Origin of the sequence: Methanobacterium sp. (assembly GCF_016217785.1) — an archaeon.
Classification (GTDB): Archaea; Methanobacteriota; Methanobacteria; order Methanobacteriales; family Methanobacteriaceae; genus Methanobacterium.
The window spans coordinates 426,792-441,809 of sequence record NZ_JACRGA010000005.1 but is presented as its reverse complement, the minus strand read 5'-3'; the positions used below and the strand labels follow the sequence as shown (position 1 = coordinate 441,809).

Annotated in this window: 12 protein-coding genes; 7 read left to right on the top strand and 5 right to left on the bottom strand. The window is 40.1% G+C overall.

All coding sequences use genetic code 11. The annotated features are described in order from the left end of the window. A partial coding sequence (locus tag HY987_RS03560) for a putative glycoside hydrolase (RefSeq protein WP_292755737.1) occupies positions 1-1,247 on the bottom strand: 1,247 nt, incomplete at its 3' end. 750 nt (positions 1,248-1,997) lie between these two features. Between HY987_RS03560 and HY987_RS03555 the strand changes: the two genes are divergently transcribed. After that, a complete protein-coding gene (locus HY987_RS03555; protein ID WP_292755731.1) occupies positions 1,998-2,555 on the top strand; it encodes a thiamine-phosphate synthase family protein in 558 nt (185 codons plus the stop codon). 417 nt (positions 2,556-2,972) lie between these two features. Then, the gene (locus HY987_RS03550) at positions 2,973-3,977 is read left to right on the top strand and encodes an SIS domain-containing protein (RefSeq protein ID WP_292755711.1); all 1,005 of its coding nucleotides are present in this window, start codon (positions 2,973-2,975) and stop codon (positions 3,975-3,977) included. A gap of 266 nt (positions 3,978-4,243) precedes the next feature. Here the strand turns inward: HY987_RS03550 and HY987_RS03545 are convergent, their stop codons facing one another. From HY987_RS03545 to HY987_RS03530, 4 genes are all read right to left on the bottom strand, one after another. Further along, a complete protein-coding gene (locus HY987_RS03545; protein ID WP_292755707.1) occupies positions 4,244-4,909 on the bottom strand; it encodes an Hsp20 family protein in 666 nt (221 codons plus the stop codon). 119 nt (positions 4,910-5,028) lie between these two features. After that, positions 5,029-6,045: an NOG1 family protein gene (locus tag HY987_RS03540; protein WP_292755700.1), complete on the bottom strand. Its 1,017-nt coding sequence runs from the start codon at positions 6,043-6,045 to the stop codon at positions 5,029-5,031. A gap of 241 nt (positions 6,046-6,286) precedes the next feature. Further along, the gene (locus tag HY987_RS03535; protein ID WP_292755785.1) at positions 6,287-6,847 is read right to left on the bottom strand and encodes a TIGR00296 family protein; all 561 of its coding nucleotides are present in this window, start codon (positions 6,845-6,847) and stop codon (positions 6,287-6,289) included. Positions 6,848-6,905: 58 nt separating this feature from the next. Then, positions 6,906-8,279 (bottom strand): TldD/PmbA family protein, encoded by a 1,374-nt coding sequence (locus HY987_RS03530; protein WP_292755695.1) that lies wholly within the window; start codon positions 8,277-8,279, stop codon positions 6,906-6,908. Positions 8,280-8,431: 152 nt separating this feature from the next. On the opposite strand from HY987_RS03530, the gene HY987_RS03525 reads away from it, so the two are divergent. The 5 genes from HY987_RS03525 to HY987_RS03505 all read left to right on the top strand — a co-directional run bounded on the left by HY987_RS03525 (position 8,432) and on the right by HY987_RS03505 (position 15,018). After that, a complete protein-coding gene (locus tag HY987_RS03525) occupies positions 8,432-9,001 on the top strand; it encodes a hypothetical protein (RefSeq protein ID WP_292755690.1) in 570 nt (189 codons plus the stop codon). Positions 9,002-9,150: 149 nt separating this feature from the next. Continuing rightward, entirely contained in the window at positions 9,151-10,701 is a 1,551-nt protein-coding gene (locus HY987_RS03520) for a homocysteine biosynthesis protein (protein WP_292755688.1), read from the top strand. After that, positions 10,698-11,084: a 4Fe-4S dicluster domain-containing protein gene (locus tag HY987_RS03515; protein WP_292755682.1), complete on the top strand. Its 387-nt coding sequence runs from the start codon at positions 10,698-10,700 to the stop codon at positions 11,082-11,084. Before HY987_RS03520 ends, HY987_RS03515 begins: the two co-directional genes overlap by 4 nt. 139 nt (positions 11,085-11,223) lie before the next feature. Continuing rightward, positions 11,224-11,772, top strand: a complete 549-nt coding sequence (locus HY987_RS03510) for a TetR/AcrR family transcriptional regulator (protein WP_292755680.1) — start codon at positions 11,224-11,226, stop codon at positions 11,770-11,772. Positions 11,773-12,069: 297 nt separating this feature from the next. Then, on the top strand, positions 12,070-15,018 hold the full coding sequence (locus HY987_RS03505) for a NosD domain-containing protein (RefSeq protein WP_292755678.1): 2,949 nt from the start codon (positions 12,070-12,072) through the stop codon (positions 15,016-15,018).

The following is a 15,018-nucleotide window of genomic DNA, read 5'->3' as shown; positions in this document are numbered from 1 at the left end:
TTACTGCCACTACCGATCTGCACCGAAGCCTGACAGGCCAGATACAAATACTGGGCAATATTCACAGAAACACCCGCAACACTCACCGTACTAGGCAAACACTTATTAGTTTCAATGTAAGCCTTAACATTCACCGCAGCAGCAGCAATCTGCTCCGGAGTGAAGGTTGTGGTGGAAGTGTTTTGGAAGAAATCTTTATCCAGCCATCCGTATCTGAAGAGCACAAATCCTGATGAGCCTCCAGCTATGGCTGATTCTATATCTTCATTGATTTCTTCGGCTGATAACGCTACCACGTTGTTGTCGCTTTGATATGTTTGTAATCCAGCAACTACGGGTTTGGTAGAGTGGCTGACTATGTAAGCAGTGGCCGAGGTTATCCATTCATTGTCTTCGTTGTAGTTCCCCTCGTAAATCATGGGGACCAGGAAGTCCAGGTAGTTGGATAGCTGGGTGTAGTCCTGCCCGTAGTAGTATGCGTTGACTGCTCCTTCAGGCATTAGTGCAGCTGAAACTGCTACTTTTGCCTTTATGGATTTTACTGTGGTGTACACTCTCTGGACGAAGCTGGTTATGGCTTCTGTGCCTCCGGAGTGTTGGTAAGCGGTTCCAGGATAGCGAACGTAGTCTAGGTGAATTCCAGCGATGTTGTAGTTTGTTGTGATATCTGCTATGGTATTTACCAGTGCGTCAGTGGTATCACTGTCTTTAGGATCAACCCAGTGCCCGTTTTCATCTACGAAACAGGTTATCCAGGCATGGATCCGTATTTCTGTACCTTGTAGTTTGTTAATTATGGTCGTCAGGACCGTTTGATATGTTGGAGATGATATGCGGTTTGCCTTGACGAATATGTCCGTTATTCCGGCTCTTATTAATTCGTTGACATCGACGTTATTTACGTCGTCCGTATTTAACCATAACCCGTGGACATTATTGTAGGTTCCATCTGATGCTGCCGCAGTGTTATTCTGAATGGTGTTTGTTTGGTTACTGTTATCGGATGAACTATTTTGAGTGTTGTTGGTGCTTTCTGATGTCTGGTTTTCTTGCTGATTGTTTTCTGTATCGCTAACCACCGTGGTGGTTGTATTCTGAATATTAACTGAGTCTGTGGTGTTTTCTACTATCTCACTGATGTTGGTTGTGTTCGTGAAATTAACTGAATCTGACTGATTTGGGGTGGCATAGTTAATACTAGGGGCCAGCATGGCTACTGTGAGTAAGAGTAGCGTAGCTAGCAACAATTGTTGTTTCAGTATTATGCCCCCTCAATGTCTGCATGTCAGTTGAACACAGATAGAGGTTCCTGACACAATAAGATCGTCCTTTTGTGCATATAAATCTTTTCATTCATTTTTGCCAAAAAAACCCTTAAATCAAGCTTTTTTAGATTTAAAACCCTCAGAATCAGAATTGGTGATGATGATTCCCAGCTATGATCTTCCTTTGATGACACCCTCATCATCGGAGGCTCACCCAGAGGCGTGCCCTCAAATTTAGAAGTAATGTTCTCTTAAAACAATATTCCAAAACCCCAACCAGATTTTAGACATTATTTAGACATTATTGGGATAAATCTATTGATTATTATGGGTAAAAGTACGTGAAGAATGTAATTAAGGTTGAATTCAGATTAAAATCGATTTTATTAAAAAAATAATAAAATAATTGGTTAATGGAGGCCCATAAACTTTTTGAACTATTATTCATGTTCAATATATCCTTAAATACATCATTTATTCCCCGAAATTATAAAAACTGAATTATAACCCTGCGAAAGAAGTTAAATATCATTAAAAAGGGTTTTTAATGTATAGTTATATCAGTCAGTGAATTAGATACTGAGGTGTTATACCAATGCAACAGTATAGAGTGTTTTTGATGATAATACATATGTCTATAAATAAAATATTCTGGGTGAATAAAAAAAATTCGAATGATTCAATAAAAAATTACACCAAAACTTATATTCCATAGGTTTTAAACTCATCTACATGATAATAGAGAAGCTCGAAAGGGCAGTGCAGATTCTGGAGGAATCACCTGAATTTACACACTTAATTCCTGAAGTCCGGAGCAATATTGTAATGGCACGAGAGAATGCCCAGACCATAAAAGACGTTGCAGGAATCCCTGGACGTATAACCGCCGTTAAAGGCATTCCAAAAGCTGTTTCCAGGCCTGATTTTGGTGCTTCATCCCATATGGCCCGCCTGGTTTTAAGTGTAATGAAACATGACCCTGAAAAACTCAGCGCCATAAACATTAAATACCACCCTGATCTGGTGGAAATATGCCATAGGCTGGGTTTAAGGGTTTCCAGCTACGACCGAAACCAGGAACCATCAGAAGTATCCGAAAAAGAGGGAAGCACCATATCATGGGGTGTTGAAGTGGCAGTGCAGAATCTAGGTGCTGTTCCAGATGTCATATACCACAAGGGTGCCTGGGGAAAAGAGCCCATGATTGTGATGGTGGGAAACCAACCAGAAGAACTGGCAGAAATGGCAGTGTGCCTGGCCAAACTATTTTCTCCCCAGAATAGAATATAAACATAGATACTAATGTATGAAAATCACCATATTTTTTAAAGATCAATCAACCAATAAAATTTAAGATCATCAACCAGTACAATTTAAAGATCAATCAACCGGTAAAAAACCAGTACATTCACCAGGAAAATACTACCCCCTAATTGATCACGTCGATCACGTCACCCCAGTTTAGAATGGGGCCATTTTTATACCTTTGGAAGTGGCAGCCCACCCTAAAAGAAGAAGTTATTATACCATGATTGAAATATATCATAGAAAGATGAATTACTGGAAAGATGGATTACTGATTTCAAAAAAAATTTGATAATCATTTGTAGCCCAGGAATAATGATAAGTAACTATTAAACGAATCACCGGGTTTAGTATTAATAGAAACCCATTTAATTACGATTATATAAATATTGAGGGACTAAAATGCATTATAAGATGTATGAAGAGATGATGGAGCAGCCCCGCTCTTTAAAGGACACCATGGAAACGGAAAAATCTCACATGAAAGAAATAAGTGAGAAATTAGAAGAATTCGACAAAATATACTTGGTAGGATGTGGAAGCTCACTTTCAACATGTTTTTCATCTAAAGATGCTATGAACATCATTTCAAACAGGGACCTGGAAGTTTACACAGGTTACGAATTCTTTTACCATAAAAAACTCCAGGAAAAAAATGCAGGAGTAATTTTAACATCCCAATCCGGAGAAACAGCCGACACCCTGGCAGCACTCCGAAGAGCACAAAATAAAGGAATGTACACCGTATCCATTATCAACGAAGAAAAAAGCACCATGATGCAGGAGTCCGAAGACGTAGTTCTAACCCGATGCAACAGAGAAACCGCCATACTGGGCACCAAAACCTACATGACACAACTCATGTGCCTCTACCAGATCCTTTTCACCACAGAAAACTCATCCCAATCCAAAGAAGTCCTTAATGACCTTTTGAAAATCCCCCAAATCACCCAGGACCTCTTAAAGAAAACTGAAGAAGAAAACAAAACCCTAGCCCAAAAATACGCCAATTACGATATATTTTACTGCATGGGAAGCGGCCCCAACTACGGACTAGCCTACAAACTAGCCATGACCATGTTAATGGAAGGCGCACTCAAACACGCCTGCCCCCTGTACTCCGGAGAATTCCGCCACGGACTCATCGAAAGAGTAGAAAAGAACATCCCAGTAATATTCCTCGACGCCAACTACCCTGGAGATGAATTCACTCGCAAATCAATAGAATTCTCCCGAAAAGTAGGGGCAGAGAACATAATATACAAAATGCAGGACTATTCCAATATAAACCCACTGCTGGCACCATTCGTACTGGTTGTTCCCCTAGAATGGTTCATATATTACCTGGCCCACTTCAACAACGAAGACCCCGGAAGCACCAGACACATTGGGAAGGTTCGGTATTAGATTTCACCAGTCAACCTATTTTTTTTGATTTAAAGATATTTAAATGGCAAATAATCATTAGTTTGCCGATAAATCTGGATTTAATAAATTGAACCTTAAAAAAAGAATAAAAACCTATCCAGATTTAATAAAAATTGAATTAAAAAAGAATTAAACTGGTCTGGATTTATTTAATTGTTCAAAATAGGATTTAAATACTGGAATAATATTTGAATTTAATAGATTAAAAAAATAAAAGATTTTCTGGGATACTTTATAATCCCAGATTAATTGATCTCTAATTTTTGGGTTTCTGCAATTTCCTTGGGAAGTTTTATGGTGAGGATGTATTCTTCAAAATTGGCATTGGCCTCTTTGATCTTGATCTCAGCAGGTAATTTAAGGGTGCGGGTAACTTCCCCAGAACCTCTCTCCCTTTTTACGTAATTAACATCTTCACCTTCCATTCCTTCGGGGAAAGTAGCAGTGATGGTCACAGATTCGTTGGTAACATCAACTGATAAGCCGTCTTTTTCAACTCCGGGAAGGTCTGCTATAAGTATAAACTCACTAGATGTGTCAATGATGTCCACGTATGGTGTGGTGGGTGCTGTGTAATCATTGATGGTTTTTCCCAGGTCTTCCTGTTTCTCGCGCAGTGTTTTTAAAACATCATTAACCATTTTCTCTGCAGTAGTGCGTAGCTCTTCTGTTTTCTCAGATGCACTTTCCCTGAATTCTTTACCTTTATCAGAGACTGTGTCTTTAGTTTCAGAAGCTTTAACTTTAACTTCTTCTCCTTTTTCTGAAACAGAATCTTTTACTTCTACAGCTTTGGCTTTAACTTCTTCACCTTTTTCTGAAACAGAATCTTTTACTTCAGAAGCTTTGGATATAATTTCTTCCTTGGTGTCTTTGCCTTTGGGTTCTAGTTTTGTTTTCTTTCCATCCATAGAAATCCCTCACATACCTTAAAAATACTATCCAAAATTTTAGGGAGATTTCTTATTTGATAAGCTGAGGATTATTCCCCTAATCAGAGAAATTAACGTTTAAAACGTTTAAGATAAGATTATTCTCCCATATTGCTCTTATCTTCTCTGTTGAATTCCTCTAATTTTTTGATTATCTCTGATATGCCACTACCTTCAGATGCAGCGACCATCAGGGGCTCATCACTTGTATTAATATGTTGTTCAATGTACTTAACATTTTCTTCATCATCCACCAGGTCCATTTTATTGAAGATGGACAGAACTGGGGTATTTCTGAATATCTTTTTTATCTCCCAGTACAGATTTACCTGGTTTTCCACAGGGAATCCTGAAGTTTGTGATGGATCGAATATGAAAAGGATAAGATCTGCCAGGTGCTCCAGTGCCACCATGGCGTTGAGTTCTATCTGGTTCATCTCCTGCACCGGCCGATCCAGAAGCCCCGGAGTGTCGATAATCTGGTACTTCTGCCAGCGGAGTTCGAAATGTCCTATTTGAATTCCTTTGGTGGTGAATGGGTAATCAGCTACTTCAGGTTCTGCATTGGTGATCTGTCTTAGTAGTGTGGATTTTCCTACATTGGGAAACCCTGCAATAACTGCAGTGGTGGCTTCAGTATCCACGGTTGGCACGTTACGCAACTTCTGCTTGGCATAGTTTAAAAAGTCAAGTTCATCACTTATACGCTTCACCACCGAGGATATTCTTCCAAATGCAGCTCTTCTTACCTGTGAAGCGTTTTCAGGAGGTGATCTTCGTATTTTGAAGGTGTACTGGTTCTGTAGTTTTTCTAAAACTCCGTTAGCCCAGTTCAATGCTCCCAGTGATTTTTTAAGTTCATCAACACCCACCGCTACATCAATGTAGTCCTGGTAAAACATGGGGAGTTCTTCCACATGGGGTGTTTTCTCAAGGATTTCTTCAAAGGTGTCTTTAATCACCTGGCAAGCAGTCTGAACTCTGACTTCCTCTATTCGTTTTGATTTATGCTGACGGTGGATCTTGGATGTTCGGACCCGGGCCGCAGCTTTTTTAGCCCGACGGAATGCTTTGTCAATTACTTCCTCGGAGGTTGGTATGTTAGGTAAAAACATTATTTCACATTTTTCTTAATTTATTTCTGGTTAAATTTGCTTTTTAAAAGGTTCTTGAAATAGTAATTAAAGTTTAAAGCATAATGAATCCTTACTTTTTACTAATTTAATCTTCCTTAAAAATATTCCTTTATATAATAGTGATTGTGATTACTAAAGTATAGTTCTGTTTTATTTGAAATCTCCACTTTTATTAATTGGAATATTCATTTTATTTTAGAATATCTGAATTTTAATTTAACTATTCAGAAAATATCTGTGATTGGAAACTGTATAATTTCACACCTTCCTCTAACCAGCAATCCGGGGATAAACCAGCTTTAATACAGGTATTGGCCAGAAAGTCTCCAATATCCCAGTTCCATTCCACTGGAACCTGGGGAAGCAGCAGACCACGGTACATTCCCTTCTCCACAATAAGCCCATCACGGCCCACTTCTACCTTTTCCAGGTATTCTGCTGGTTTTCCAACTTCAACCAGTTCTGGTTTGGTGAGCACACTTACTTCCACTTGGATCTCTTCTAGTTCTGTTGCGGTGACTGGTGGGAAGCGTGGGTCCTGGGTGGCTGCACTTATAGCAACCTCCACCACTGCCTGGGCTAAGGGTTTTACTGGTTCTGGGTAGCCAATACAGCCCCTTAAATCCCCATCACGATTTAAGGTTACAAAAGCTCCCATTTCCTCCTTTAGGCTAGGGTTAACATCATCAGGAATGTTTATGATCTTTTTATGAGTTATGTAGGTTTCAATGGCGTTTCTTGCTAATTTTACCAGAAATTCCCCTTCTCCATCACTTATCATCATGGACCCTCCCACTGTTGATTTTTAGTTCCACTGCGTCTCCACTGTTCATTTCGCCTTAACTGGCGCCTCCAACTGTTGCTTCGCTGACCCTGGTGTGTGGGCCACCATCTCCCACTGGAGCTGTTTGACCGGCTTTACCACAGAATCCTACTCCTAAATGGAAGTCAGATCCTACTGCATCCACTTTTTGCAGTATCTCCAGGATATTACCGGAGAGTGAAACATCCCGGAGAGGATCTTTAACCTCACCATCCTCGATTAAGAATGATTCAGCCGCGTTGAACTGGAAAACACCTTTACCGGTGTCTACCTGCCCACCCCTGGATCCTTTAAGGTATATTCCATTATCCATATCTTCAATTAACTCTTCGAAGTTCATCTGGCCTGGTTTAAGGTAGGTGTTGCTCATGCGGACAATGGGCTGATCTCCTACTCCTGACCGTGCGTTTCCACTGGATTGGATGTTTAGTTTAGCTGCTGTTTCCCTGGAGCTTAAAAGAGATACCAGTGTGCCGTCCTGTACCAGTACGTTTTCACTGGTTTTTACTCCCTCTGCATCGTAGGCATAGTAACCGAAGGCATCCATACTGGCATCATCCACTATGGTAACCAGTGGGGAACCTATGGAGGCTCCCATTTTTCCCTTTAAAATGGAGTCGTTCTGGAGTATCAGGTCAGCCTCAGAGGCATGGCCCACTGCTTCATGGATGAAAACTCCGGTGAGCTCCGGGTCCATGATTATAGGGTAGCGTCCGGAGGGAGGTAAACTGGCATCGAGTAACCTGACTGCCTTGGAAGCAGCAGTTCTCCCCAGGAGTTCCAGATCTTCGGATTCAATAACCTCAAAACCCTTCGCCCCACCAGTGCTCTTGTGTCCGAATTGGATACCATTTTCTGATGCTGCTACAGCGTTTAAAAAGAGAGCTACCCTGTTTTCTTCCATTGTAATGGAGGATCCTTCTGAGTTTAAAAATATGCTGATTCCCTCTGCATCTACGTAGTTAACAGTGGTACTTACCACCTTATCCAGGTTGGCGGCCTGCTCCACCTCGGACATAACCAGTTTCTTATCCTCCAATGAAACATCAGATAGTTTGATGCGGGCGTTGGAGGTTATCTTATCTGTTCTGATTTCAGCAGGTGCTAATTCCACATCACTGGAAAGGACACTGGCCAGTTTAAGTGCAGATTCAGCCACATGATCCAGACGATCCAGTCGTGTGGTGTAGGAAAATCCCCATGCACCCTGTTTCAATACTCGGATACATGCACCTAGATCAGATCCGGATCTGATTTCCTGGATTTTCCCATCCTTCATGACAATAACTGTGTTCTGACTTTCATTGACTCGTATATCTGCATAGTCAACATGTTTTTCCACTGATTCCAGTATTTTTCCCAGTAAGTCCAGATCTAGCTCCGTTTTCATGTTATCTCCACTTTTAATATGATCTTCATGACATATAATTTTAAAGATTAATTAATTTAGTTTAAGGATTAATTAATTTAGTTAAAAGATTAATTAAATTTAAGGCTTTGAATATAAATAAACAATGCAATGATAAATAAAGGGTGTAAGAATTGATCAAAAATAAAATAATAGCAATTATCCTAGCTATTTTGACATTCATAACCGGAACCGCATTTTTTGTAGGCATTATATTTTATTTTGCAGGATATCCTCTTTCATCCATTGGAGAACATCAATTATACTTGTTCTTTGCCGTTTTAATAGGTGCAGTTCTTGCTTCAGTAGTTTACGGTCGTGGAAGCAATGACCGGGCCATAAGAGCAGCAAAATGTGTGGATGAATTGTTGGGAGTAAAAGTTAAAACCAATGATATGTGGAGGATTCTGCGTGGAGTGGAGCAGATGCCCACATTTGTAATAAATGATTATGTTTCCAAAGATATAAACGGAGTAGAAGCATATGAAGAGGGAATAAGAGAATATAAAAGTAAATTGACTGATGAAAACCTGCAAGATATAAGGAGAATCATAGACAAGCCAATTCCAGAGCTTCAGAATGTGTTGAATGAACTCTATTTGGAAACTGATCTGGAGCAGTTTAAAATATTGGCGGATCCCAGTGCAGAGCCGTTAATTACCATGAATCTGCAGGAACTTAAAAGAATTTTGTTTAATGAATAAATTCCTTCAGGGGATATTCATGACTCTATAAAATTATATGGAAAAATAAATATATAATGTACGGGTTAAATAGCTTAGAAATCATTAATATTATTATTTCTTTCCTATCAAGGGATTATTATTACAAAAAAGCACCGGATGTGAAAAAATTGAAGACCATAGAGGAAATAAACCAGAAAATTAAAGACGGGGACGCAGTAGTGGTTACTGCGGTTGAGATGACCCGTATTGTGCAGGAGAAGGGTGCAGAAGAAGCTGCAAAAGAAGTGGATGTTGTCACCACCGGTACATTTGGTGCTATGTGTTCCTCAGGTGCATTCTTCAACTTCGGACACTCCGATCCACCCATCAAAATTAGCCGCACCTACCTGAATGGTGTGGAGGCCTATTCTGGTCTGGCTGCTGTTGATGCCTATTTAGGGGCCACTCAACCCCACCGTAATCCGGATATAGGCTTAGATTATGGTGGTGCCCATCTTCTGGAAGATCTCATCAGGGGAAAAGAGGTTGAACTGGTGGCAGAAGCCTACGGAACAGACTGTTATCCCCGTACAGATGTTCATACCTTCCTCAGCCTGGAAAATATTAACCAGGCAGTTATGGTTAACCCCCGGAACTGTTATCAGAACTACGCTGCAGCCACCAACTCCACTGAAGAAACTATATACACTTACATGGGCACTCTCTTACCTCAAATGGGTAATGTGAGTTACTCCAGTGCAGGGGAGCTCAGCCCACTTTTAAATGACCCTTACTTCCAGACTATTGGTATGGGTACCCGGATATTCCTGTGTGGAAGTCAGGGTTATATTTTAGGAGAGGGAACCCAGCACGCCACTGATGGTGAGCGCAGGAATGGTGTTCCTGTAGATTCAGCCGGGACACTGATGCTTAAAGGTGACATGAAACAGATGGACGCAGAGTACATCCGAGGAGCTACCATGCCCAAGTACGGTCCCACATTATATGTGGGTGCTGGTATTCCCATTCCAGTTTTAAATGAGGATATCGCCCGCCGTACTGGTGTCAGCGACCAGGATATATCCTGCAATATTTATGACTATGGTGTTCCCCGCCGGAGCCGCCCGGCGGTGACCGAAACCAATTACCAGGAACTTCGAACCGGTAAAATTGAAATTAATGGAAATGAGGTACAAACCTCCCCACTTTCATCCTTTAAAAAGGCACTGGAAGTGGCTGAAGAGCTTAAAAAATGGATTGATAATGGTGAATTCTTCCTGACTCATCCCGTGAATAATCTCCCATCCTCAGGATGCACAGTCAAGCCCCTTGATATTAAACGACCATCCATCATGGTACGGGACCTTAAGATCAAACCTGTAATCACTGCCCGTGCTGAAGAGGCTATTTCTGGCGTTGCCCGGAAAATGGTGGATAACAATGTTAACCATCTGCCAGTGGTGGACCATGCAGACCGGCTCATGGGTATTGTGACTAGTTGGGATATTGCTCATGCAGTGGCCAAGGACAGCAGGAAACTCACTGAGGTAATGACCAAGAAAGTGGTTGTGGCCATGGAGGATGAACCAGTGGAACTCATTGCCCGGCGTATTGATAAACACGAAATATCCGGTGTGCCCATAGTTGACCGGGAAAACCGGGTTAAGGGAATGATCACTGCCGAAGACATCTCCAGACTAATTTGCTCCCAGAACAACAAGGAAGGTGGTTCCCAATGAAAGCCTGGCTTAAATTCTCCCCTAGTATTGTAAATAAAACTGTGATCTCCGACCTGATAAAAAACTTCGATGTGACCTTCAACATCCTAAAGGCAGATATCACCCCCAAGGGTGGTAAAATGCTCATTGAAATCAGTGGCAGTGAAGCAGAAGAAGGAATAAAGTACATGGAGAAAGAGGGCATCCAGCTTAATCCCATCAAGAAAGTGGTTAAAAAGGATGAAGAAAAATGCATAGATTGTGGTGAATGCATCAGCCTGTGTCCAGTGGATGCCATTAAAATGGAGGAAGACTGGACTGTGGAACTGGATAACCAGAAATGTATTGGCTGCGGATTCTGCACCACTTCCTGCCCTACCAAGGCCATTAAGATCGCTGATTAAATGGGGAAAACTTATCCCTCATTTTTATTCTTGATTCTGGTCTGAATTCTCATTTATTCATTATAATATTCATTATAATAAAAAAGAATTAATTCATTTGGTTAATAATTAATTCATTTGGTTAAAGATTGAGAAGCCTATGACTCAAAAAACTGAAGAAAAAATATTAAATGCAGCCCTGAAAATATTCGCTAAACGAGGGTATAGTGCCGCTACCACTAAAAGTATTGCCCAGGAGTCAGGTTTAAGTGAATTTACCCTATTTAGGAAATTCAAAACTAAAGAAAACCTTTTTAACATGGTTTTGAACCAGAGTCTGGAACGAATGCAGGGAGATCTTGATTCCCTGCTTAGGGATAATGCACCTAAAACCCAGGCAGAGTTTTTAGAGTCATTTATTAGAGATATGGCCCGTTTTTACCAGAACCATATTGAATCATTTAGTATTTTTCTCAATGAAGACTCATCAATACTTGAACCTACCATGACTATGTATATAAATAACTTAACCACTTATATTGACCAACACGTTAAAAGTGATAAAATAGACCCCCAGACACTGGTTCTGACCACAACTGCATTCATATATATATTAACAACGGAAAAATACCATGGCAGGAGTTTCGTTAACTATGATGAGGCCCTGGAGAATTTTATTAAAAGCATGAACCACATTATAAAATCTTAATTAAATGACCTCTAATTTTGTAACTGAAATATTATTTCAACTCTTTTCTTATAATAAATTGTAAAATTCGGATCAAACTTCAAAACCCATTTATTTAAAGTTCTTTCTATTTTTGATAGGTGAATATTCGTTTCTCTTATTCCATTATATTGATATCATACAGTAACATTGTTTTTCAAAACCATAAAAATATATGTGAGTACTTAGATAGAATGTGTGAGTAATTAAGACATAACTAGGTTACCACTGTTCTGGTAATCAGAATGATATGTAAAAATTGTAAAAGGAGGTGAAAAAGTGAAAAAACAAGTATTACTACTATTACTAACCTTTATTTTCACTCTGACAATATGTGGAGTGGTGTCAGCAGGAAACACATCAGACCTCCAAAATCTACAAAATTCAGGTAATAATGAGGAGAATGGCAATTCAGACCCAACTTCAAAAACGGTAACCTCCCCCCAAGACCAGCAGAATAATATCCCCATTCCAGATCCACGTAACACACGAACCGGCATCAGCTACACCACCATCCAGGCAGCCCTAAATGAGGCTGAAGCCGGAGATGAAATAACTGTAGAAGCAGGAACTTATCCTGAAAACGTGTATATTACCAAAGAAAATATCACATTAACTGCCCAAGGTACAGTTATTATCCAAGCAGCCGATCCAAACAAAAACACCGTTAATATAAATGCAAATGGTGCGAAAATAAATGGGTTTACCATCACTGGAGCCACCGGACATTACCATGATGCCATACAAAATCTTGAGATTGGTTATTCAGGGATACGTATTACTAGTGCTAACAACTGCACCATAATCAACAACAAATTAATCGGAAATGCCATAGGTATAGCTCTTTCAGGGGCATTTTATAACTTACTGGATAAAAACAACATCGCTGAAAACCCATTATGCGGAATTATGATAGATGATTCATCGCACTATAATAAGATCTATAACAACACCATAGACAATAATGGCCAGGGATATCCCGGTATAGGTATATTTGAAGGAGTTTTGATTAGACAGTCTTATTACAATCAATTAATTGATAACAACGTGACAAAAAGCGGCGATAACGGAATAACAATTAATAATGCGCATGAAAACATAATTGCTAACAACACAGTAATAGGCAACGGGATTGGTTCTACAATATTCATGAGGGGGGGAATAAAATTGTATGATTCCAGCAAAAACAATATCAGTGGAAATATAGTCCAAAATAATTGGGATTATGGAATCAGCGTAGACGATGGTTCATGGGAAAATGTAATATCAGGAAACACTGTCTCAGACAACAACGACTATGGAATTGAGATTGATGGTGGCGTCTCAAGCTGGTGGCTTTCAAACAACAACCAGGTACTAAATAACAAAATCACCAATCACACACGAGGAATCTATACCTTTAAGGCTGTCAATACCCTCATAACCAACAATGAGGTAACAGGTGGTACACCTTGGGGAATCTATATCAGTCAATCTAATGGAGATAAACTCACCGGTAATACAGTGAAAAACTGTGAAATAGGAATGGAAATCCTTAATTCGTTAAATATACAGTTAAGAAACAACATCTTGGAAAACAATGAGTACAATTTTGGTGTAAACGCCGGAGGAGCATTTGGTCTTCCAAATTACCAAACACTGGACATTGATAAGAGTAACACCGTCAATGGAAAACCCATATATTACATTGTAGGGCAAAACGGGGGGATTTTTGACAATACCATGACCATCGGTTACCTGGCACTTATTTCATGTGAAAATGTTCAGGTTAATTCCCTTCAAATATCCAATAACCTGCAGGGCATACTTTTAGCCGGTACCAACAACATCAGCGTTCAAAACTGCAAATTACAAGACAATGAGGGTGGTATCAATCTTAGAAACAACGCTACCGGAAACACCGTATCAGGGAATGTACTAACCAATAGCGGCATTTCCTTAGAATCATCTTCAAACAACCAGATTCTCAACAATATCATAACCCAAACCATTATCGGAATTAGTATTACTGCATCAGATAACCAGATAATAGGAAACAAAATATCCAACACCGATATGGGCATCTCCCTATTCCTTAACGCACATAACAACTTGTTAAACGAGAACGAACTGACGGGTAATATCATTGGGATCCAATTACTCGGCTGGAAAAACATTGGTCATCCTACTCAAAACAGTATTATCGGGAATATAATCACCGGAAACCAGGTAGGTATCAACACCACTAACAGTAGCAATGAAGCCCATTTCAACTCCATAAGCGGTAACTCAAACTTCGGAATAGTAAATACCGACTTTAATAGTTTCAATGCCACCAACAATTACTGGGGCTCTCTTGATGACCCTAATACACTGGTCAACGGCCTAGTTGAAACCAACCCATACATAGTACTCCATATAAATGCATCGCCCACATTAATCCCTCTGAATGGTCAATCAACTGTTACTGCTGATCTCAGGTACGATTCAAATGGTAATTACCATGACCCCACATTAGAGCATATTCCTGATGGGACACTGGTTGAATTCAGCACTGATCTGGGAAGCCTTGAAAACCATGGGACTAAATCCATTCAGAAGCCAACAGTTAATGCAATAACCACAACCACTCTATTTGCAGAAGGAGAAGCAGGAGAAGCCAATGTAACTGGTAAAATAGGAACAGATACTAAACAAACTAATGTAAACATTCAACCTTCAGCTGACATTTATGTGAATGTGAAGGTGGACAAAAGCAACCCCACAATAGGTGACACAGTGCAGATCACATTCAAAGTTGGAAACAACCATGATAAAATTGCTGAAAATACTGTTCTAACCCTTGCGATACCTGGTGGCTTGCAGTTTCAAAGTGCATCATCCCCTGATGGCTATAACAACTTCAGTTACGACAATAGCACACGGACCATTACCTGGAACCTGGGAGACCTGTCTCAAATAGATCCAACCCTGGTTGTTTTAATAACGGTTCTAGACCCAGGTACGTATTCCATAAAACCCAGTATTACCACCATAACCTTTGATCCCAACCTGGAAGTCATGACTGGCTCAGCCGTCATTTACGCACAATCAGGACTTACTTCAGATTCAGATCCTGAAACTTCAACAACAGTAAACGCGGCCATTAAAACAGTTCCCATGCAAACCACTGGTCTGCCAATGGGAGTGGCCATCCTGGCCGTTTTAATGATGGTAACTGGTTTATTCAACACCAAAAGGGAAAAATAA

Coding starts and splice junctions, on each gene's coding strand:
- HY987_RS03530 (WP_292755695.1), bottom strand. CDS start 8,279: ATGAAAACGGAGCTAGATCTGGACTTACTGGGAAAAATACTGGAATCA.
- HY987_RS03535 (WP_292755785.1), bottom strand. CDS start 6,847: ATGATAAGTGATGGAGAAGGGGAATTTCTGGTAAAATTAGCAAGAAAC.
- HY987_RS03540 (WP_292755700.1), bottom strand. CDS start 6,045: ATGTTTTTACCTAACATACCAACCTCCGAGGAAGTAATTGACAAAGCA.
- HY987_RS03545 (WP_292755707.1), bottom strand. CDS start 4,909: ATGGATGGAAAGAAAACAAAACTAGAACCCAAAGGCAAAGACACCAAG.
- HY987_RS03550 (WP_292755711.1), top strand. CDS start 2,973: ATGCATTATAAGATGTATGAAGAGATGATGGAGCAGCCCCGCTCTTTA.
- HY987_RS03555 (WP_292755731.1), top strand. CDS start 1,998: ATGATAATAGAGAAGCTCGAAAGGGCAGTGCAGATTCTGGAGGAATCA.
- HY987_RS03515 (WP_292755682.1), top strand. CDS start 10,698: ATGAAAGCCTGGCTTAAATTCTCCCCTAGTATTGTAAATAAAACTGTG.
- HY987_RS03510 (WP_292755680.1), top strand. CDS start 11,224: ATGACTCAAAAAACTGAAGAAAAAATATTAAATGCAGCCCTGAAAATA.